The organism is Pseudomonas sp. B21-032 (assembly GCF_024748965.1).
Taxonomy (GTDB): Bacteria; Pseudomonadota; Gammaproteobacteria; order Pseudomonadales; family Pseudomonadaceae; genus Aquipseudomonas.
In genome coordinates, this window is the sequence record NZ_CP087180.1 from 3,435,662 (window position 1) to 3,454,830 (window position 19,169).

The 19,169-nt window shown below is 64.4% G+C and carries 15 protein-coding genes and 1 pseudogene; 10 read left to right on the forward strand and 6 right to left on the reverse strand.

What is annotated here, in order from left to right; all coding sequences use genetic code 11:
- Positions 1-9 precede the first annotated feature (9 nt).
- The 6 genes from hemN to vasI all read right to left on the reverse strand — a co-directional run bounded on the left by hemN (position 10) and on the right by vasI (position 9,063).
- Positions 10-1,395 carry an oxygen-independent coproporphyrinogen III oxidase gene (gene hemN / locus LOY54_RS15730; RefSeq protein WP_258607074.1) on the reverse strand — a complete coding sequence of 462 codons (1,386 nt, stop codon included), beginning with the start codon at positions 1,393-1,395 and terminating at the stop codon, positions 10-12.
- Positions 1,382-2,716 (reverse strand): coproporphyrinogen III oxidase, encoded by a 1,335-nt coding sequence (locus LOY54_RS15735; protein ID WP_258607075.1) that lies wholly within the window; start codon positions 2,714-2,716, stop codon positions 1,382-1,384. Before LOY54_RS15735 ends, hemN begins: the two co-directional genes overlap by 14 nt.
- Positions 2,717-2,803: 87 nt before the next feature.
- Entirely contained in the window at positions 2,804-3,247 is a 444-nt protein-coding gene (locus tag LOY54_RS15740) for a CopD family copper resistance protein (RefSeq protein ID WP_258607076.1), read from the reverse strand.
- Positions 3,248-3,363: 116 nt separating this feature from the next.
- Entirely contained in the window at positions 3,364-6,960 is a 3,597-nt protein-coding gene (gene tssM / locus LOY54_RS15745; protein ID WP_258607077.1) for a type VI secretion system membrane subunit TssM, read from the reverse strand.
- A gap of 7 nt (positions 6,961-6,967) precedes the next feature.
- Positions 6,968-8,398 (reverse strand): type VI secretion system protein TssA, encoded by a 1,431-nt coding sequence (gene tssA / locus LOY54_RS15750; protein ID WP_258607078.1) that lies wholly within the window; start codon positions 8,396-8,398, stop codon positions 6,968-6,970.
- On the reverse strand, positions 8,386-9,063 hold the full coding sequence (gene vasI, locus LOY54_RS15755) for a type VI secretion system-associated protein VasI (RefSeq protein WP_258607079.1): 678 nt from the start codon (positions 9,061-9,063) through the stop codon (positions 8,386-8,388). Before vasI ends, tssA begins: the two co-directional genes overlap by 13 nt.
- Before the next feature lie 298 nt (positions 9,064-9,361).
- Here vasI and tssB point away from each other — a divergent pair, with 298 nt between their 5' ends.
- The 10 genes and pseudogenes from tssB to LOY54_RS15805 all read left to right on the forward strand — a co-directional run bounded on the left by tssB (position 9,362) and on the right by LOY54_RS15805 (position 19,152).
- Entirely contained in the window at positions 9,362-9,877 is a 516-nt protein-coding gene (tssB, locus tag LOY54_RS15760) for a type VI secretion system contractile sheath small subunit (protein ID WP_045197973.1), read from the forward strand.
- Between the two features lie 63 nt (positions 9,878-9,940).
- Positions 9,941-11,419: a type VI secretion system contractile sheath large subunit gene (gene tssC, locus LOY54_RS15765; RefSeq protein WP_045197971.1), complete on the forward strand. Its 1,479-nt coding sequence runs from the start codon at positions 9,941-9,943 to the stop codon at positions 11,417-11,419.
- Positions 11,420-11,836 carry a type VI secretion system baseplate subunit TssE gene (tssE, locus tag LOY54_RS15770; RefSeq protein WP_258607080.1) on the forward strand — a complete coding sequence of 139 codons (417 nt, stop codon included), beginning with the start codon at positions 11,420-11,422 and terminating at the stop codon, positions 11,834-11,836. It abuts the gene before it with no gap.
- A 7-nt stretch (positions 11,837-11,843) separates the two neighbouring features.
- A pseudogene (gene tssF / locus LOY54_RS15775) lies at positions 11,844-13,608 on the forward strand (type VI secretion system baseplate subunit TssF).
- Positions 13,572-14,597: a type VI secretion system baseplate subunit TssG gene (tssG, locus tag LOY54_RS15780; protein ID WP_258607081.1), complete on the forward strand. Its 1,026-nt coding sequence runs from the start codon at positions 13,572-13,574 to the stop codon at positions 14,595-14,597. The pseudogene tssF and the gene tssG overlap by 37 nt, the downstream one beginning before the upstream one ends.
- Positions 14,594-16,003 (forward strand): type VI secretion system lipoprotein TssJ, encoded by a 1,410-nt coding sequence (gene tssJ / locus LOY54_RS15785; protein WP_258607082.1) that lies wholly within the window; start codon positions 14,594-14,596, stop codon positions 16,001-16,003. Before tssG ends, tssJ begins: the two co-directional genes overlap by 4 nt.
- A gap of 37 nt (positions 16,004-16,040) precedes the next feature.
- Complete coding sequence (gene tssK / locus LOY54_RS15790) at positions 16,041-17,387, forward strand: type VI secretion system baseplate subunit TssK (RefSeq protein WP_258607083.1); 1,347 nt, start codon at positions 16,041-16,043, stop codon at positions 17,385-17,387.
- Positions 17,380-18,186: a type IVB secretion system protein IcmH/DotU gene (gene icmH, locus LOY54_RS15795; RefSeq protein WP_258607085.1), complete on the forward strand. Its 807-nt coding sequence runs from the start codon at positions 17,380-17,382 to the stop codon at positions 18,184-18,186. Before tssK ends, icmH begins: the two co-directional genes overlap by 8 nt.
- A 120-nt stretch (positions 18,187-18,306) precedes the next feature.
- The gene (locus LOY54_RS15800; RefSeq protein WP_045197961.1) at positions 18,307-18,819 is read left to right on the forward strand and encodes an Hcp family type VI secretion system effector; all 513 of its coding nucleotides are present in this window, start codon (positions 18,307-18,309) and stop codon (positions 18,817-18,819) included.
- 75 nt (positions 18,820-18,894) lie between these two features.
- On the forward strand, positions 18,895-19,152 hold the full coding sequence (locus tag LOY54_RS15805; protein WP_093381831.1) for a PAAR domain-containing protein: 258 nt from the start codon (positions 18,895-18,897) through the stop codon (positions 19,150-19,152).
- Positions 19,153-19,169 lie beyond the last annotated feature (17 nt).

Sequence of the window (19,169 nt, forward strand, 5' to 3'; positions counted from 1 at the left end):
AACTCCACACTAGACCGTGCGCGAGAACCGGCCCTTGCGCCCGCTCCCCAGGTAGGCGTCAAAGGCCATAGCGGTGTTGCGCATCATCAGTTGGCCCTGGGGCAAAAGCACCAGGGCATCGCCCTGCAGCATGAGCAGGTCATCATCCACCTGCTCGGCCAGCTGTTCCAGGGCCTCGGCGAAGTAGTCATTGAAGCGGATGCCGTGGGCTGCCTCAACGCGGTCAAAATCGATTCGGCCATGGCACATCAGTTGGTTGATCACCTCACGGCGCAGCAGGTCATCAGCGTTCAAGCGATAGCCGCGCTGGATCGGCAGCAGGCCCTGGTCAAGCCGCGCATAGTACTGCGACAGCAGCTTGACGCTCTGGCTATAGCTGTCGCCGACCTTGCCGATGGCCGACACACCAAGGCCAATCAGGTCGCAGTCGGCGTGGGTCGAGTACCCCTGAAAGTTGCGCTGCAGGGTACCGTTGGCACGGGCCAGGGCCAGTTCGTCGTCCGGTAAGGCAAAGTGGTCCATGCCGATATACACGTAACCGGCCTCAGTCAGGCGCTGGATGGTCAGCTCCAGCAACTCCAGCTTGCGCTGCGGCGGCGGCATGTCCTCGGGGCGGATCATCCGCTGCGCGCGCACCTGTTCGGGCAAGTGCGCATAGCTGTAGGCGGCGATACGGTCCGGGCGCAGGGCAACGATCTTTTCCAGGGTCACGTCGAAGCTCTGTACCGTTTGCAGTGGCAGGCCATAGATCAAATCGACACTGACAGACTTGAAGCGCGCCTGCCGTGCGGCGGCCACCAATGCATAGATCTGCGCTTCACTTTGCCGGCGATTGACCGCTGCCTGCACATCGGCATCGAAATCCTGCACGCCGAAGCTCAGGCGATTGAAGCCCAGGCTGCGCAGTGTCTGGATTTGCCCGGTGCTGAGGGTGCGCGGGTCGACTTCGATGGAAAACTCATGATCGTCGCTGTCATCAAGGTTGAACGCCTGGTGCAGGCAGTCCATCAGCTCGGCCAGTTGCGCGTTGCTCAGGTAGGTCGGCGTGCCGCCGCCCAGGTGCAGTTGGGTCAGCCTGCGGCTGCGTTCGAACAGCGCGCCCTGCAGGGCGATCTCACGCTTAAGGTAGCCCAGGTACTCGGCCGCGCGATGGGTCTTGCGAGTGATGATCTTGTTGCAGGCGCAGTAATAGCAAAGGCTCTGGCAAAACGGGATATGGATATAGGCCGACAGCGGCTTGGGTTTCGGCGCCTGGTTGCTGGCCTGCACGGCCTGCAGGTAGTCATCGACGGCGAAGGCCGGGTGAAACTGCGGCGCGGTCGGGTACGAGGTGTAGCGCGGCCCCGGACGATCGTACTTGTGCACCAGGGCGCGGTTGAATTCAAAGGCTGGCATCGTGATCGACCCATTGCTGATGGAAGGCAAGCCCCTGGCTGTTCTGTTCGAACAGCTGGCAGATGGCATCCACTTCCACCCGGCCGACGGGCAAGATACTGATGTAACGCGCCGACAGCTCGACCAGTCCGTCCCGCTGCATGGCCTCCAGCTGGCGCCAGGCACTGGCAAAGTGCTGACGAAAATCCACGCCGTAGCGCGCCTCGATGGCCTGGATATCCAGCTCCAGGTCACAGGCCAGGCGCTCGCTGACGCACTGGCGCAGTTGCTCATCGGCCGCGCAGCGCCAGCCGCGGCACGTAGGCAACTGATCGTTGCGCAACGGCTGCAGGTAGTGCGCCAGGGTCAGGGCGTTCTGCGCATAGAGCGCATCGAACTGGCTGATCGCGCCCAGGCCCAGGCCGACATGGTCGCAATAGCCGTGCCGGGTGAACCCCTGGCAATTGCGCCGCAGGCGCCCGCGCTCCTGGGCGATGGCCAGGTCGTCGTCGGCGCGCACGAACTGGCCCAGGCCGATGTGTTGGTAACCTGCAGCCAGCAACTGGGCAAAGCAAAGGCGCCGCATCAGGGCTTTGTCCTGCTCGCTGCAGGGTGCCTGTCGGGCACAGTGGGCGTAGCGCGCCGGCGGCTGGCTGTAGTCGAAGACCTGCAGGCGGTCGGGCTCAAGCTCGATCAGGGTGGCAAGCTTGCGGGCAAAGCTGTCCGGGGTCTGCCAGGCATGGCCATAGCCCAGGTCGACACTCACCGAGCGAAAATCGAAGGTGCGCGCGGCATCGATCAGCGAATGGATCGGCGCCGGGTTCTGCCAGTCGGCAGCCGACAGCACACCGCCCTGGCCACAATCGGGCACACCGATGCTGACCTGGTTGAAACCCAGGTCGCGCAACAGCCCCATGGTCGCCCACCGGGTGTGGTGCAAATCAACTTCAACAGCGTAGTCACCCAGTTCGTGTGGCAAAAAACTGAAGCGTTGGCGCAGGTGCTCCATCAACTGCTGCAATACCTCATGGCCTGGGGTGGCACCGCTCAACCGGAACTGCTCGATGCTCTGGTCGGCCCCCAGGTGGCAGCCGACCAGGGCGATCTCTCGTTGCAGACCGCGCAGGTAGGCGCCCTGCTCCAACTCATCGAGCCCGGCCGCCAGTTGCACGCTTAGCGACAACGGCCGGTGCTGTTTACGGCTCGCGCGCAGGGCGCGCAACACATCCAGCGAACCGATGCCGGTGTGGAACCTGCGGGTATCGGCATGCCCGCCGGGCTCGCCCGGCCATTGCCCGTGCGCGCTGACGGGCTGCGGGTGGCGATGGTGTAAATCAAGCATGGCGGGCTCCCAGGCGGGCTGCGGAGCCTCAGTGTCTGCCCTGAGCGGCGCACAGGCCTTGATTTGCATCAAGCGTGGCGCGGCTGGCTACCAGCTCAGGTAGAACATGGCCTTGGCCAGCAGCAGAATCAGCAGCACATGAGCAAACACGCTGTGATGAATGAACTTCACCCGGCCGCTGCTCATCTGCCCGCTGCGAAACCACAGCATGGCCAGCAGGAAGTGCCCGAGCACGCTGGCGGCAAGGATGATTTTCACCAGCAGCAAGGTGGCGAACGACGATTGCAGCGGCGCCGCCAGCAGCGGCACGTAGCGCAGCCAGACCATCCCTGCCCCGGCGCTGAACAGCACCAGCAACACCCACGGCATCAACTGCCGCGCACGCTGGCCGATGGCCTGTTCCAGTTGCAGCATGAGCCTGGCCGGCAGTTGCTTGCGGATATGTTCAAGAAACAACACTTCGAACAACACCGTGCCGATGAACATCACCGCGGCGAACAGGTGCAGGGTTAACAGCAGCGGGTAGAGCATCGGGGCCTCGGCGCGAGTCTGGCACTGGGCTCGAGACTAGCGCGAAGGCGCGCTGTGGTGGTTGACGGCAATCAACAAAGCCCGAGGGGCGAGCCCGCGGGTACACCGGCGCGTATCTACGACTCTTCAGGACGGCGCGCCTCAAGCAAGGTCCTGGGCAAGGCAAACCCGGCGAAACTGCGCTGGGTCACCGGGTTGTTGGCCTTCTGTACCTCGACCCGGTAGCGCATCAGGCCATCGGCGACGGCAAAGGTCAGATCGACGCTGGTGTCGGTGCGGCCATTGAGCTGGGCGCGGCTGAGCAGGCGAAACAGCGACCAGGGCCCACGATAGCTGAGGCTGGCGGTGTTACCGCTGCTGTTCACCAGCGTCAGCTGGCTGGCACTGGCACTGCCCAGGTCATTGGGCCAGACCAGCCCGGTGCGCTGCGGCGCGCCATGGCGGTACGGGACCAGTTGGCCATCGATGCTCAGCAGGCTGCTCAGGCGACTGCTGCTCAAGGCCAGCGGCTCGATGCTCAATTGCACTGCCAGGTGGCCGCGGTTGTTGAAGAAGGTGTCACGGATGCGTTCGGCATGCTGCAGTTGCTCCAGCACATCGCTGCGCACCAGGTAGCCACCCAGGGCATCGGAGTACAGCGCGTCAAGGTTGTCCTTGAGGAATACGCTCAGGTACTGGTCCTGAAACTGTTGCAAGCGCCCCTTGGGGCCGAAGAAGCTCTCGAAGTCTTCCAGCGAGGCATCCTCGCCAGCAGGCCTGAACGGGTAACGATTGGCCAGGCGCTCATGGTAGAAACTGTAGACCTCGCTGTCCCAGCGCTTTTCCAGTTCGCCCAGGGCGGTGATCATCAACACCTGGGCGGTCTGGTCGGCAAGCTTTCTGGCCTGCTGGTTGAGCGGTTCGGGCAAGCCGGCGGCGATACGCTGCAGGTTGGCAATCGGGTCGGCGCCGCCCAGCGCGAAGCGCTGCAACACCGCTTTCAATGCGGCCTCGCCCGGGTCGGGGCTGTCGTGCACAGCCTTGGCGTAGTCGTACACCGCACTGACCGCACGCAGGGTTTCGTCATAGTAGGACGGCCGGTCAGCCTGGGGCGTGATCAACTCCGCCAGGCCGGAAAATGCCCGGCGGATCGCCACCGCCTGGGGCGGCCCATCCGTAGCCATTTGCGCACCGGCTAGCGGCTCAACTTCGGCCACCGGCAGCGATGCGAAGATCACCGTATTGTCGCGCAGGGTTTCCAGCAGGCGGCGCACCGGTGCGCCAGGCCCGGTCACCTGCTCCAGCACCGCCACGCCGTGGCCCAGGTCACGAAAATCGACGATCGAAACCTGGCTCAGTGCCCGGCGCCAGCTATCCACATAGTCGGCGTGGTACAGGGCGCGAACGCGCTGGCCGAGCACCTCGCGGTCATGTTCGGAGTAATCCAGGCGCTGACGTTCGCCGAGTACCCATTGGTCGATCATTGCCAGCTCGATGAGGTTACGGCTACCCGACTCGAAGTAAGCCTTGTAGCCTTTGGCCGTGAGCAGCGGAGCCAGCAACAGGCTGTCGCCCTCACTGGCGGACGGCACCTGGTAGATGATGTCAAAGGCCGGGCCCACTTCGCTGCGCAGGTCCAGCGCCGGCTGCAGACGCGCCTGCGCCTGGCGCTTGAGAGCCAGATAAACCCGCTCGGCCATGGGCCGCTGACGCAAGGCCTGCTGCACCTGGGCGATTTTTTCGTGGTGCTGCGCCAGATCGGCGTCGGCGTACTTCAGCGCGTAGTCGAGGTGGCGCATCAGGTCGGCTTGCACCTGCCCCTGCCCGGGGTAGGCGCGCTGCCATTGCCGAGCTGCCCACTGCTCGACAATGGCCGCCTGGCGATTGCCTCGATCTTCAATCATGCGGTACACGCGCAACGCCTGCAGTTGCTCGTCACTGCCGGCAGGCGCAGCGAAGACAGCTTCCAGGGCGCGGCTGGCGATGGCCGGCAAAAAGCGCTTGGACAGCAGCTTGAGGTAGGCTTCGTCCACCGTCGGGCCAATCTTCTTGCCCTGGTACAGGCCCATGTCGGACAGCAGCGGCCAGGCCTGACGATAGTCGCCGTACACCGACACCGCGTCACGAATCTGGTCCAGCGGCGCCAAAAGATTACGGCCAGTGGTGTCAACCTTGGCATCGATATCCCGTGCACTGAACTCCTGGCTTTTGGCCAGGACACTGGCCGCCTTGTCACGGTTGACGCTGAAGTACAGCTGCCACAGCCCCACCGCCAGCAAGCAGCCCAATGAAGCGACGGCAAACCCGGCAAGCAACAGCCGGCGCTTGCTGCGGGCGACCTTGATATTGTCGCCGGCCAGCCCCGCCTCCGGGTAGATGACGCGCTGGAACAGCTGCTGGGCGAAATAGACCACCTTGCCGCCGGCAGGCTTTACCTCGGCTGCCGGCGACGGCAGTTGATAGGATTTGCCGGCCTCGTCGACGAAGGCGTTGCTCAGCGTACCCTGCTGGTACACCGAGGAAAAGTACACCCCCCGTACCAGTACCGGCGTGGTGAAGCGGTCGCTGCCGAGCATCTCGGCGAAAAAACCCAGCAGTGCCGGACGCAGGGCGGATAACTGGCGCACCAGCGCCACCAGCCGCTGACGCTCGCTCAACGAATGGGCCTGGGCGCAACTGTCGAATACCTGCGCCCCCAGAAGCTCGACAAACCTGTCGTAACGGCTGGCCAGCTCTTGCTGCCAGGCATCGAAGTCGTCCACTGCCGCCAGGCTGAAGGTGAAGCCCAGCAATGCTTCACGCCCGCTCGGCGAAAGCCGGGCAAAGCACTCTTCGAAACCTTCCAGCAGGTCGACCTTGCTCAGGGTCACGTACACCGGCAGGCGGGTGCCCAACTGCCGGGTCAGTTCATACAAGCGTGTGCGCAGCAGGTTCGCCTGGGCCTTGCGCTGCTCCGGCGCCTGGGTCAGCAAGCTTTGCAGGTCAATCACCAGCACCACGCCATTGAGGGCGCGACGGCTGCGGGTGCGGGCCAGCCAGTCGAGCAGGTGCAGCCACAGCCGCTGGTGAGTACCGACGGGGAGCCCCTGCTGAACGCTGTCTTCGCCCTCGGCACTGGCTTGGTGGGGCAATGGCCCTTCAGGCTGGCTGAGCAGTTCACCCGGCGGGTCGAACAGCACTGCCTCGTCCCCTATCCACCAGTCGATCGGGTACACCAGGTCGGGATCCTGCTGGGCGCTGGCGCCCGCGCGGGTGACCTGGGACAGGGCGAAGCTCTGGTTGGAGCGGGTAATCAGGCTGGTCTTGCCGGCATTCTGCGCCCCGAGCACCAGGTACCAGGGCAGTTGGTACAGCGAGCGGCGGCGCTCCATGTTGTTGAGCAGGTGATCGAGGCTGCGCGCCAGCGCCCGCTCCTGCGCCTGTACATGGGGCAGGCAGGGGTCGGCCTGGCGCGCCGCCTGCTGTTGGCGCTCGGCCTGAAACGCCTGGTATCGCCGGCGTACCCGCCAGGCCCAAGCCAGCAGCGGCGCTACCAGCACCACGACACTGGCGGCCACGCGCATGGGCAGTTGCGCCAGGGGTCGATGGTCATTCCAGACCCATTGCGGGCCCAGCCACCAGATTGCGCCCAGCACCAGCAACACGCCCAGCAGCACCAGCAACGCCAGTGACCGGTTGAACTGGCGCAGCATCGGCAGCCGCCAACGCTTGAGGTGACTCCAGACCCTATCCATATTTTCGCTACTCCTTGACTGCAGTGATCAGCGGGTCGGCGCCAGAGCGCTGTGCCACCTTCAGGTACAACTGGGGCTCCCAGCCCTGTGCGCTGGTCTCGCGCATCATCCGGGCAACGCCGGCATACAGATCGTCCGCCAGCCACGCCAGACCGCGGGCCGCCAACAGGTCGGCGGCAATCACCGTGGCATAGCAGCGCTGGCGCGGGGCCTGCTGCTCGGCTTGCAGTTCCTGCAAGCGCAACAGCACGACCTCGACGCCTTCGCGATCAAGCTGGGCAATCAGTTCGTCGCGCAGCCCGGCGAACTCCTGCACCGGGCTGTGCGCCGCCTCGGGCTGATCGGCGCCGCTGATCCAGGCCAGGGTCTGGGCATCAGCGAACGGCGTGCCGTCGCTGAAGCACAAGCTGGTCAAACCCGGTAATCGGCAGGCGAAGCGCTCGCAGGCCTGGCGAATGGCACCCGCCACTTCGTCCATGGCCAGGCGCGAGGCCACGCTGGCCGCCAAAAAGCTGCCGCGCAACCAGTAGGGTGAGGCGCCAACGCTGCGCTCGATGCGCATCAGCAACGCGGGCTCGACGTTGTTGGCGGCCAGGGCGTCGTGGTAGCTGTCGACGATATCCCGGGGCACCGCGCTGAGTTCGGTGCGCCGCTCGCGGGTGACCGACGGCGCGGTGCGCACAGGGGTCCACAGTGCGAAGCGCCGCAACTGATAGCCCACCGGGTCGTAGGGGTCCTGCTGGTTGATCTGTTCAGCCATGTTCAGCAAGGCCCGGCGCTGTTCGCGCTCATTGCCCACCGGCGCCGTGCTTGCGAAGAATGCCGGGCTCAGGCCGGCGTCGGCAGCTACCGCGCGACCTGCCGGGGCCGGCAGGCAGCGTTCGCGGTACTTGCCCAGTTGCAATTGCAGCGCTTCGATCGCTGCGGGCTCGAGCCGTGTGGTTTCGATGCCGTCCAGCAAGCTGGCCAGGGCCTGTTCGGCGTCGGCCTGATGAACCTCGGCAAAGCTGCTGCGCTGCAGGCTCGGCAGCGCCTGGCCGAGCCCTTCGAGCAGGCGCAGCACCTGCTTGCGCTTGTTCAGGTAGCCGGTCGGCCCTGGCACCGGGTGGGCACTGTCCCAGTAATGCTCGACCATGCCCGCCAGCAGTGTCAGGGCAGCGCTCCAGTGCCCCCACTCTGCAGTGCGCAGCCACACCACCTGCAGATGCCCGAGAATGCGCAGGTGCTTGCACTGAGTGGCAAGGTACTGACGCGAGGCTTCATCGATGTACGGCCAGTCGATGGTGTTCTCGCGCAGGCCGCCCAGCTTGACCATTTCCTGGTCGATGGCCTGGAAGGTTTCATCTTCCACATCAAAATAGCCGGCGGGCCGGTCGGCCTCGATGGGCGCCAACAGCTGCGTGAGAGCGCCGGCCGGGAGGTCGATCACCAGCGACATAACTGGCGCTCCTGCTCTATCAGTTCACCCAAACCTTGCGCATCGAAAACCAGCCCGTCCAGTGGCGGGTAATCGCTTTTCACCCTCAGGCGCTGGCCGTCGCCCATGCGCCGCAGCAGGGCAATAGCTTGCAGCCCGCGCCCGGCGTCAACCACCAAACCGGCATCGTCGAGCACTTGCCAGGGGTAGGCATCGGCAACCGGCTGGTCGTCCTTGAGCAGTTGCAGGCGGATTCGGTTGGGCCCGGGCGGCTCATCCAGCACCAGTTGCACCCGGGAAATACTCGCCTCGCAGCTGATCGCAAGGTAAGGCCGCGGCGGCGCGACGCCCAGCGCGGGCGCGGAAATGATCATCCGCTGGCGGCTGTCATCATCGGCTTCGGGCCAGAGCGATGCGAGGAAGCGAAAGTCGTCCGCGGCGCGGCGCTGCTCATTGCGCTGCACCAGGTCGACGACAGCCGGTACCAGGCCTACCCGCGAAGCCGGGCTCGCCACCGGCGCCGGGCCCGGTGGCGTACCAGCGGCTTCGTCGAAACAGGCCAGGCGCTTGAGCGGCGAAACGATCGAAGTGCAGTCCAGCGGCGCCGCCAGCGCACTGGCTGGCATCAATACCGCTACGCACAGGCCCAGCCACCTGTATCGCCACTCCTTGCCCATAGCGCCCATCGCCACTCCTCAGCTGCAACTCATACAAGTTTGCCGATAGTTGTTCAGTCGAATAAAACGTATTTAAAGCATCACTCAATTAAAAAATGAAATGCAAGCTGCAACAGGCAAAAAAACAGCAAACCGCCAAATACAGGAAGAGCAAGCAAGAAACATAAACACAGCTTTAAACGTAAATCGGAATATTGGCGAATTATCCTACGCATTAATCAGAACATTTTAGGAAGCATCCGACATGACAAAGGGTATTGGATCCATTCCTAATATAAATGACCTACAGCCTGAAATGGATATTCCCATGTCTAAAATGCACGGTTCCGTCGCCCCCAAAGAGCGCATCAATATCAAATATGTACCCGCTACCGGTGATCAGCAGGCAGAAGTCGAACTGCCGCTGAAACTGCTGGTCACCGGGGATTTTCTGGGCCGCGGCGATACCTCGAGCCTCGAGGAGCGCCGCCCGGTGCGCATTGACAAGGACAGCTTCAACGCCGTGCTGGCCGAGGCTGAGGTGGGTTTGCAGATGGCAGTACCGTCAACACTGTGCGCCGACCGCGACAATGACCTGAACGTGCACCTGCACTTTCGCTCGATCAATGACTTCGGCCCGGATGCCATCGCCCGGCAAGTACCGGAGTTGAACAAATTGCTGCAACTTCGCGAAGCACTGGTCGCCCTTAAAGGGCCGATGGGTAATGTACCGGCCTTTCGCAAGCACTTGCAAAGCCTGCTCAGTGACGAAGCCACTCGCCAGCGCCTGGCCCAGGAACTCGACCTGGTACTGGATGCAACAAATACGGTTACCGACGCATAACAACCGCGCAACTAACACTGACTCCCCCTGCCCTGCATCCCAGTTATGAACGGAGAACCCACCATGCCCAAGGAAAGCGCTGCAGCCCAGGTCCTGACGACCGATGAACACGCCTCGCTGCTCGATCAACTACTGGCCAACACCACGATCCGCCCTGCCCAGGAAGGCTACGCCATCGCCCGCCAGGGGGTGGCCGCCTACATCAGCGAGATCCTGCAAAGCGGTGATCACCAGCAACCGGTGAACAAACACCGGGTCGACCAGATGATCAGCGAAATCGACCAGGCCTTGAGCCGGCAAATCGACCAGATCCTCCACCAGCCGCAGTTCCAGCAACTGGAATCGGCCTGGCGCGGTTTGAAGCTGCTGGTCGATCGCACGGATTTTCGCGAGAACATCAAGCTCGAGGTGCTGCATGTCACCAAGGAGGAGTTGCTCGACGACTTCGACAATGCCGGCGACATCACCCGCAGCGGCCTGTACAAGCACGTCTACAGCGCAGGCTTCGGCCAGTTCGGTGGCGAGCCGGTGGCAGCGATGATCGGCAACTACACCTTCGGCCCGTCGTCGCCGGATATCAAGTTGCTTGGCTACGTGGCAGCGGTTGGCGCCATGGCCCATGCACCGTTCGTGATGGCCGCAGGGCCTGAGTTTTTCAACCTCAAGAGCTTCCAGGAGCTGGCCGCGGTCAAGGAAGTCAACGACATCTTCGAAGGCCCCGCGCATGCCAAATGGCGCGGCCTGCGGGACATGGAAGACGCCAAGTACCTGGCCGCGACCCTGCCGCGCTTTTTGTTGCGCTCGCCCTGGCACAGCACCGAGAACCCGATTCGCAGCTTCTGCTACGACGAGGGCATCGACGCCAATCACGATCACTACCTGTGGGGCAACACGGCGTTTTTGATGGCTTCACGCATCACCGAAAGCTTTGCCCGCTACCGCTGGTGCCCGAACATCATCGGCCCACAATCGGGCGGTGCGGTCGATGACCTGCCGGTGCACCTGTTCGAAGCCATGGGCCAGTTGCAGGCCAAGATCCCCACCGAAGTGCTGATTTCCGATCGCAAGGAATTCGAGCTGTCCGAAGCCGGCTTCATCCCTCTGACCATGCGCAAGGACAGCGACAACGCGGCGTTCTTTTCGGCCAACTCGGTGCAAAAACCCAAGACCTTCCCCAAGACCCGCGAAGGCCAGCAAGCGCAGACCAATTACAAGCTGGGCACCCAGCTGCCCTACCTGTTCATCGTCAATCGCCTGGCCCATTACATCAAGGTGCTGCAACGCGAGCAGATCGGCAGCTGGAAGGAGCGCCAGGACGTCGAGCGCGAACTCACCACCTGGCTCAAGCAATACGTTGCCGACCAGGACAACCCGTCTGCCGACGTACGCAGCCGCCGGCCCTTGCGCGCCGCGCAGATCGAAGTCCAGGAGGTGGCCGGCAACCCGGGCTGGTACCAGGTCTCGCTGGCGGTGCGCCCGCACTTCAAGTACATGGGCGCCAACTTCGAGATCTCGCTGGTTGGCCGCCTGGACACCCAGTAGATGAGCGTCAACAGCCTGTTCGAACGCCTCGAGCCCGACGCCCCGCACTACCGTCCGGGCACGGCGCAGAGCCAGGCCCGGCAGGCGATCGAAGCGATCAAGCGGCACCTTGAACAGGTGCTCAACGCCCGCCAGGGCTGCTCGCAAAGCAGCCCTGAACTGGGCCTGCGCGATTTCAACGGCGCCGCCCAGGGCAGCAACGACCTGCTGATCGCCATCAGCGCCGACATTCGCCGCTCGGTCGAGGCATTCGAGCCGCGGATCAAGGTCACCGGTGTGCGTTATCAGCCTGACCCGGACCTGCCGCTGGAGCTCAACTTTCGCCTCGACTGCCAGGTACGGCTCGAGCACAGGGAAGAACAGGTGCAACTGGAAGTGGCCATCCATGGCCGCGACGGCTACACCCGGGTGAAGTGAGAAGACCATGAGCTTGAAACAACGCTTTGCCGATGAACTGCGTTACCTGCGCGAGCTGGGCCGCGAGTTTGCCGAAGACAACCCGCAACTGGCGCAGTTTCTCGGCGACCAGGCCGGCGACCCGGATGTCGAGCGCCTGCTGGAAGGCTTCGCCTTTCTTACCGCCAAGCTGGGCATGAAGATCGACGACGACCTGCCCGAGCTGACCCATCCGTTGCTGCAGATGCTCTGGCCCAACTACCTGCGCCCGCTGCCCAGCGCCACCATCGTGCGCTTCGAGCCGCGACCTGACGCGATCACCCGGCGCAAAGTGCTGCCCAAGGGCACGCGGTTGTTCGCCAAGCCCGTGGATGGTGTGTCGTGCGAGTTTCGCACCTGTACCGAAGTCAACCTGTTCCCCTGGCCATGCAAGAGGTCAGTGATGCGCACAGCCGCGAGACCTCAATGCTGCGCATCGATCTCAAGGTGCTGACCCCGCAACCGCTCGACAGCCTGGAGTGCGAGCAACTGGATTTTCACCTCAGCGGTGACGACGCCACGGCCCAGACCCTGTACCTGTGGATTGCCCACTACCTGAAACGCCTGACCCTGCAGATCGATGGCAACACCTACGGACTGTCGGCCGAGAACATCGGCTTTCCCGGTTCAGCGCCGAAGAGGCGCTGCTGCCCTACCCGCGCAATGTCTTCGACGGCTACCGGATACTGCAGGAGTACTTCGTCTTCCCCCAGCGCTTTCACTTCTTCAGCCTCACTGGCCTTGCCCGGGTATGGCCGGCGCTGAGCTGCGGGCAGATTCGCTTCGAGTTCGAATTCTCCCGGCCCATGCCGGCCAACATACGCCTGCGCACCCGCGACCTGCAGCTGTACTGCGCACCGGCGGTCAACCTGTTCAGCCACGATGCCGAGCCCATTGCCCTCGACGGACGCCAGCTGGAGCGGCGCATCCGGCCTGCGGGCAAGCACCCTGAAGCGTATGAGGTGTTCAGTGTCGACCGGGTGGCCGGCTGGGATGCCAGCGACAAGGAACGCCAGGGCGAGCCGCTGCGCACTTTCACCCCTTTCGAGTCGTTCCAGCACGAGATCGAACTCGCCCGCGGGCGCACCGCCCTGTACTTTCGCACCCACATCGAAGAATCCCATGGCCGTGATGGCCTGATCCATCGCATCGCCTTTGTCCGCGGCGACGAGAGCCTGTACATCGGCGAGCGCGAAACCGCCTCGATCGAGCTGACCTGCAGCAACCGCGACCTGCCCCAGGCCCTGGGGGTCGGCGATGTGTCGTTGTCGACCGAGGCGACGCCTTCGTTCGCCACCTATACCAACCTGATCGCGCCGACCCGCGCCTACCGGCCGGTACTCGACAGCAGCCTGCACTGGACGCTGATTTCCAACCTGTCGCTCAACTACCTGTCGCTGCTGTCGGCCGAGCCGCTCAAGGCGGTGATTCGCGCCTACGACTTTGCCGCCCTGCATGACCTGCAGCAGGCCCGGGCCACACGCAAGCGCCTCAATGGCATTGGAAAGGCCCAGACCTGCGCGGTCGACTGGCTGATGAAGGGCCTGCCGGTGCGCGGCCTGCAGACCTGCCTGCACCTGGACCAGCAGGCCTTTCTCTGCGAGGGCGACCTGTACCTGTTCGCCAGCGTGTTGTCACGCTTCTTTGCCCTCTACGCCAGCATCAATTCCTTCCATCGCCTGGAAGTGATCAACACCACCAACAACGAGCACTATGAATGGCCACTGTTGACCGGCAGGCAACCCCTGATCTAGCCCAAGCGCTGCTGGCCGACGCCCGCAACTATTCGTTCCATCGCCTGCTCGAGCACCTGCACGCCCTGCACGGCGACGACCTCGAAGCGCTGCCTGCGGCCCTGGCCACGCGCCGCCGGGTTCGCCTTCAGAGCCAGGCCAGCCTCGGCTTTCCGGCGTCCGACGTAACCCGGGCGGGCGTGCTGGCTGATGACGCCAGCGGCAACCAGCGTTATCGGGTGCAGACCAGCTTCTTCGGCCTGCAGGGCAGCGACTCGCCCCTGCCCGCCTACTACCTCGACCGCCTGGCTTACGAGCAGGCCCAGGAGCGCGGGATTCGCCCGGCATTCCTGGACTTTTTCAATCATCGCCTGCTGACCCTGCTGCACCAGAGCTGGCGCAAGTACCGCTACTACATCCGCTTCCAGCCCGGGGCGCGCGACCGTTTTTCGCGTTATGTGTTTTCTCTGATCGGCCTGAACGACAACGACCTGCGGGGTGCTACGCCCTTGCCCTGGGGCCGTCTGCTGAGCTTTGCCGGGCTGATCGCCAGCCGCAGCCGGCCGCCGTCGATGGTGTCCGGCATCGTCGAGCATTGCTTCGATGTACAGGGCGTCTACCTACGTGAGTTCGAACGGCGCACCGTGCCCGTGCCCTCGCGCCAGCGCCTGGTGCTGGGCGAGCGCAACGGCCAGCTGGGCAACAGTTTCGTGGTTGGCGAGCGCACCCGGACCCGCGCCAGCAAATTCACCCTGGTGATCCCCAACCTGTCCCAGGCGCGCTTTCGCCAGTTTCTGCCCAGTGGTACGCAGTTCGCCCGCCTGCGACAGTTGCTGGAGTTTCTGCTGCGCGACGTGACCGCCTACGATCTGGAGCTGCGCCTGTGCGCAGAGGACGTACCGCCGTTCAACCTGCAGCGCCAGGGCGGTACCCACCTGGGCTGGACCAGCTTCATCGAGAGCCAGCAACAGCGCCACCCTGCCGTGGTACGGATCAGGGGGCGCGCATGAAGCTGACCCTGGTGATCGCTAATCCGGCGCAGCTGCTGCATGGCTGCCTGCCCAGCCGGGGCATTGATTACCGCGGCGGCCTGATCGGCAGCCACGGCTGCGACTGGCTGCTGCGTGACCGCTCTGGCCGCGTGCGCCCGCAGCACTGCCGGATCCACTGGCATGAAGGCCGCTTCTGTGTCACCGACCTGTGCGACGGCACTTACCTCAATGGCCATGACCTGCCCCTGGGCCGCGGCGCCACCGTTCGCCTGAACGAAGGCGACTGGCTTAAGGTCGGTGTCTACCGGATCGTCGTGCACCTGCACAGCGCTGCCTGTGCCGACGATGACCCACGCCACCTGAGCCAGCGTTCGCTGGCCGAGCTGCTCAGCGGGCACGAGGACGGCCTGGAGGACTGGCACGCCAATACCCGCCCGCTGCAGCCAGCGCCTGTGCCTGCCCCGGCCTTGTGCGCGGATTTCGATCGCCTGTGCCGGCCACTGGATCCGCGCGAACAGCACGACCCGTTGCTGGGCCTGGGCGCGCCGCCGTCGATGCCGCTGGCAACAGCCCATCGCCAGCCCGCACCCAACCACCGCCACCCACCTGTTGCGCGTGGCAGGAAACACCCGGCAGCGGCCAGCTCACTGCGCCTGGGCCTGTTGCTGCTGGCAGCCCTGACCCTCGGCGGCTGCACACTGCTGGGCAAGCTCGGCCAGGTGATCGTCGACCCTTCGACGCCGGTGGGCGGGCCCGATGATCAACCCAGCCAGTACTCGCTGAGCCTGCACGCCAGCGATGACGTCAACCGCCGCCTGGTCACCCCAGGCAACGCACCAATGGCCGCCGTACACCCCGCCGAGGCGCCCTACCGCCTCGACATCAAGGCCAGCAGCCCCCAGGCCCTGGCAGACAAGCTGCAAGCGGTGCTCGAGCATCTGTACGAAAACGCCCCGGCGCAATCACCCCTGCGTGAAGAACCTGCGCCTGAACCCCAGGCGTCCTGGGTCGAGGAGTCGCCCCTGGGCGATTACCAGGCTGCCGGCGTCCACCTGGCTACCTCGGCACAGCACCTTGCCCCGCAACTGATTGCCACGCCGGTGGCGTTCAGGGTCCTGCAACTGAGCGACGACTCGTTGCTGATCAGCGCCAGCGCCCAAGCCCTGGCGCTCGACCTGAAACACGCCCTGGGCAGCACCTATATCCGCGTCGACGACTACCTGTTGCGGCCCGGCCAGTTCAAGTTCATCGACCCACAGCCCCTTGATGAGCAGACGCGCTTCGTCGCGGTGATCGCCGACTACCACAACGAGGAGGTCAGCCAGTGGAAGCAGCTGCTGCGCGTCGAACCCAAGGGCCGGCGCTACGCGCTGCTGGTCGAGCTTGGCCAGGCGCAAGTCGAGCTCAAGGGTGAAACCCGATGACGCCAGCTTGCGCCCCTTACCTTCAGAGAGCCCGACAATGAGTTCACGCAACCCGGTCATTTGGCACGAGGGTTTGTTCGTCAAACCCCAGCACTTCCAGCAACAGGTACGCGCTATGGAGGCCGCCGCGCAACAGCGGGTCGAAAGCCTCAACCCGGCGCCGTACGGCTTCAGCGAGCTGGAGCTGAACAACGAGTTCCTCAATTTTGCCAAGGTGGCGATCAATCGTGCGCGGGGCATCCTGCCTGACGGCAGCGTCTTCGACATCCCCGGCGACCTGGCCCCGCCAGCGCCACTGGAAATCAGCGACAGCGGCCTGGTCAACCAGGTGGTCTACCTGACGCTGCCGCTCAAATCCGCCGCAGGCCTGGAGGTGCGCTGGCCCGAGCAGTACGCCAACAGCCGCTACATCGCCCAGCGCAAGCCGGTGCATGACATCCACAGCGAAAGCGGCGACCAGGTGGAAATGAACCTGGCGGTCCCCAACCTGCAACTGATGCTCGAACGCGATGACCGCAGCGCCTTCACCAGCATTGCCGTGGGCAGGATCCACGACAAGCGCCCCGACGGCAGCCTGGTGATGGACGAGCAGTTCTATCCCACCAGCCTGTCATTGCAGGCGGTGCCGGCGCTGCAGCGCTACCTGGGCGAAATCACCGGGCTGATGCGTGAACGGGCGCGCAACCTGGCCGAACGCATCGGCTCGCCCGGGCAGTCCGGGGTGGCCGACGTCACCGACTTCAACCTGCTGCAAACCCTCAACCGCTGGTACCCGCTGTTCCAGCACCTGAACCGGCAACGCCACATCCACCCCGAACGCCTGTACATCACCTTTGCCCAGGCCTGCGGCGAGCTGGTGACCTTCACCGATGAGAGCCACCTGCCCGAGGAATGCCCGGCCTACCAGCACGACAACCTGCACCTGTGCTTCAAGCCCCTGGAACTTACCCTGCGCCGGGCCCTGGGTACGGTGCTGCAACCACGGGCGGTATCGCTGCCGATCGAAACCCTGGAGTACGGCGTCATGAGCGCCGCACTGGGCGACAAGCGACTGCTGGACAACGCCGAGTTCATTCTGGCGGTACGCGCCAACCTGCCGCTGGAGACCTTGCGCCAGCAGTTGCCGCGGCAGATCAAGATCAGTTCCAGCGAAACCCTGGGCCGGCTGATCAGCCTGCAACTGCCGGGCATCCCCTTGATCCCCCTGCCGGTGGCGCCACGCCACCTGCCGTTCCACGCCGGCTTCAGTTACTTCGAACTCGACCGCCACGACCCGGCCTGGCAAAGCCTGCGCAGCGCCAGCGGCTTTGGCTTCCACATCGCCGGTGACTTCCCTGAGCTTGAGCTGCAGCTGTGGGCCATCAGGAGTGAAAAAGATGCGTGATGCCAGCCAGGAACCGAGCAATCAAGAGCTCCACTTTGATGCGGTGCTGCACAAAAACGGCAACCCCGCCGGCGCTCCCGGGCCGCTGCGCTGCGACCCGCAGTTCGACTTGCGCGGGCTGTCGTGGAACCCGCTGTGTGATGCCGCCATGCCGCTGATCGGGCTGGTCCTGCGCCTGCATAGCCTGGACGCGCACGATGAGGTGCTGGCCTTGCGCCAGAGCATTCACAACCAGATCGTCACGGTAATGGAAGAAGTCGCCCAACTCGACTACCAACCCAGCACTCTCAAGGCCTACTCCTACAGCCTCTGCCTGCTGGTGGATGAAGTGGTCATGAGCAGCGCCTGGGGCTTTCATGGCGAGTGGCGACAGCAGCCGTTGCTCAGTGCCTTGCACCATGAATCCTGGGGCGGCGAAAAGTTCTTCACCCTGCTGGCGCGCATGTCCAGCGAAGCGGCCAAGTACCAGCACGTCCTGGAGTTCATGTACCTGTGCCTGTGCGTGGGCCTCAAGGGCAAGTACGGCAAGCAGGCCAACGGTGAGGTCGAGGTGCAGAAGATCATCACCCAGTTGCACGGCGTGCTGCGCCCGCTCAGGGGCGAAACGCCCACGCAGTTGACCGAGCCGCTGCGCAACATTGCCCCACGCAATTACCGGCTCAAGCGCAGCTTGCCGCTGTGGACACCCTGGGCCCTGGCCGCCGTGGTCCTGGTGGGCGCCTACAGCGCCTACGCCCTGCGCCTGAACAGCATCAGCGAACAGGTGCTGGTGTCGCTGGAACGGATTCTCAGCCTTTGAACGATTTTCAGCGCGCCCCCGGGCGCCTGCAAAGCCTGGCCCATCGGGCCAACACACTCACCGTCATGGCGACGGTGGCGACCTGCGGGTCGTTCAATCGAACGCGACACGGAGCATGTCATGCCAACACCTGCCTACATCAGCATCCACGGCCAGAACCAGGGCCACATCACCAAGGGCGCCTTCACCGCCGACTCGGTCGGCAACGTCTATGTCGAAGGCCATGAGGACGAGATCCTCGCCCAGGAAATCGATCACCAGATCACCACCCCGACCGACCCGCAGAGCGGCCAGCCGTCAGGCCAGCGGGTGCACAAGCCACTGATCTTCACCAGCGCCCTGAGCAAGGCCTCGCCGATGCTCTACCAGGCCCTGGCCACCGGCGAAATGCTGCCGACTGTCGAGGTGAAGTGGTTTCGGACCTCGGTAGACGGCAAGCAGGAGCACTTCTTCACCACCAAGCTGGAAGACGCCACCGTGGTCGACATCCACACCGTGCTGCCCCATGCCCAGGACAGCGACAACGCCAACTACACCCAGCTGATCAAGACCAGCCTGGCCTACCGCAAGGTCAGCTGGAGCCATGAAGTGGCCGGCACCGAGGCCTCTGACGACTGGCGCAAACCGGCCTAACCGCTGCGCCCGTACCGTTGCGCCACGGCTCGCCTGTGGCGCACCCCTTTCCTGCTGCACCGATCAGGAGGCGATATGCCTGCCATCGTACTACTTGGCCACAACCATCACTGCCCCACCTGCGGCCCGACCACGGTCGACAGTGGCGCCGACAGCTTCACCGTCAACGGCCGCGCCATTGCCCGGGTTGGTGACACCCTCGGCTGCGGCGCCAGCATCACCAGCGGCTCGTCGTCGATGACCATTGGCGGCCATTCTGTGGCCCGGGTCGGCGATACCACCGACCACGGCGGCACCCTGGAAAACGGCGACGCCAGCTGGCTGGTCGACTGACCCTACAAGGAGCCCCC

Excerpts from the sequence above, each read along its gene's own strand:
- hemN (WP_258607074.1), bottom strand. The coding sequence starts at position 1,395 with ATGCCAGCCTTTGAATTCAACCGCGCCCTGGTGCACAAGTACGATCGT.
- LOY54_RS15735 (WP_258607075.1), bottom strand. The coding sequence starts at position 2,716 with ATGCTTGATTTACACCATCGCCACCCGCAGCCCGTCAGCGCGCACGGG.
- LOY54_RS15740 (WP_258607076.1), bottom strand. The coding sequence starts at position 3,247 with ATGCTCTACCCGCTGCTGTTAACCCTGCACCTGTTCGCCGCGGTGATG.
- tssM (WP_258607077.1), bottom strand. The coding sequence starts at position 6,960 with ATGGATAGGGTCTGGAGTCACCTCAAGCGTTGGCGGCTGCCGATGCTG.
- tssA (WP_258607078.1), bottom strand. The coding sequence starts at position 8,398 with ATGTCGCTGGTGATCGACCTCCCGGCCGGCGCTCTCACGCAGCTGTTG.
- vasI (WP_258607079.1), bottom strand. The coding sequence starts at position 9,063 with ATGGGCGCTATGGGCAAGGAGTGGCGATACAGGTGGCTGGGCCTGTGC.
- tssB (WP_045197973.1), top strand. The coding sequence starts at position 9,362 with ATGTCTAAAATGCACGGTTCCGTCGCCCCCAAAGAGCGCATCAATATC.
- tssC (WP_045197971.1), top strand. The coding sequence starts at position 9,941 with ATGCCCAAGGAAAGCGCTGCAGCCCAGGTCCTGACGACCGATGAACAC.
- tssE (WP_258607080.1), top strand. The coding sequence starts at position 11,420 with ATGAGCGTCAACAGCCTGTTCGAACGCCTCGAGCCCGACGCCCCGCAC.
- tssG (WP_258607081.1), top strand. The coding sequence starts at position 13,572 with ATGGCCACTGTTGACCGGCAGGCAACCCCTGATCTAGCCCAAGCGCTG.
- tssJ (WP_258607082.1), top strand. The coding sequence starts at position 14,594 with ATGAAGCTGACCCTGGTGATCGCTAATCCGGCGCAGCTGCTGCATGGC.
- tssK (WP_258607083.1), top strand. The coding sequence starts at position 16,041 with ATGAGTTCACGCAACCCGGTCATTTGGCACGAGGGTTTGTTCGTCAAA.
- icmH (WP_258607085.1), top strand. The coding sequence starts at position 17,380 with ATGCGTGATGCCAGCCAGGAACCGAGCAATCAAGAGCTCCACTTTGAT.
- LOY54_RS15800 (WP_045197961.1), top strand. The coding sequence starts at position 18,307 with ATGCCAACACCTGCCTACATCAGCATCCACGGCCAGAACCAGGGCCAC.
- LOY54_RS15805 (WP_093381831.1), top strand. The coding sequence starts at position 18,895 with ATGCCTGCCATCGTACTACTTGGCCACAACCATCACTGCCCCACCTGC.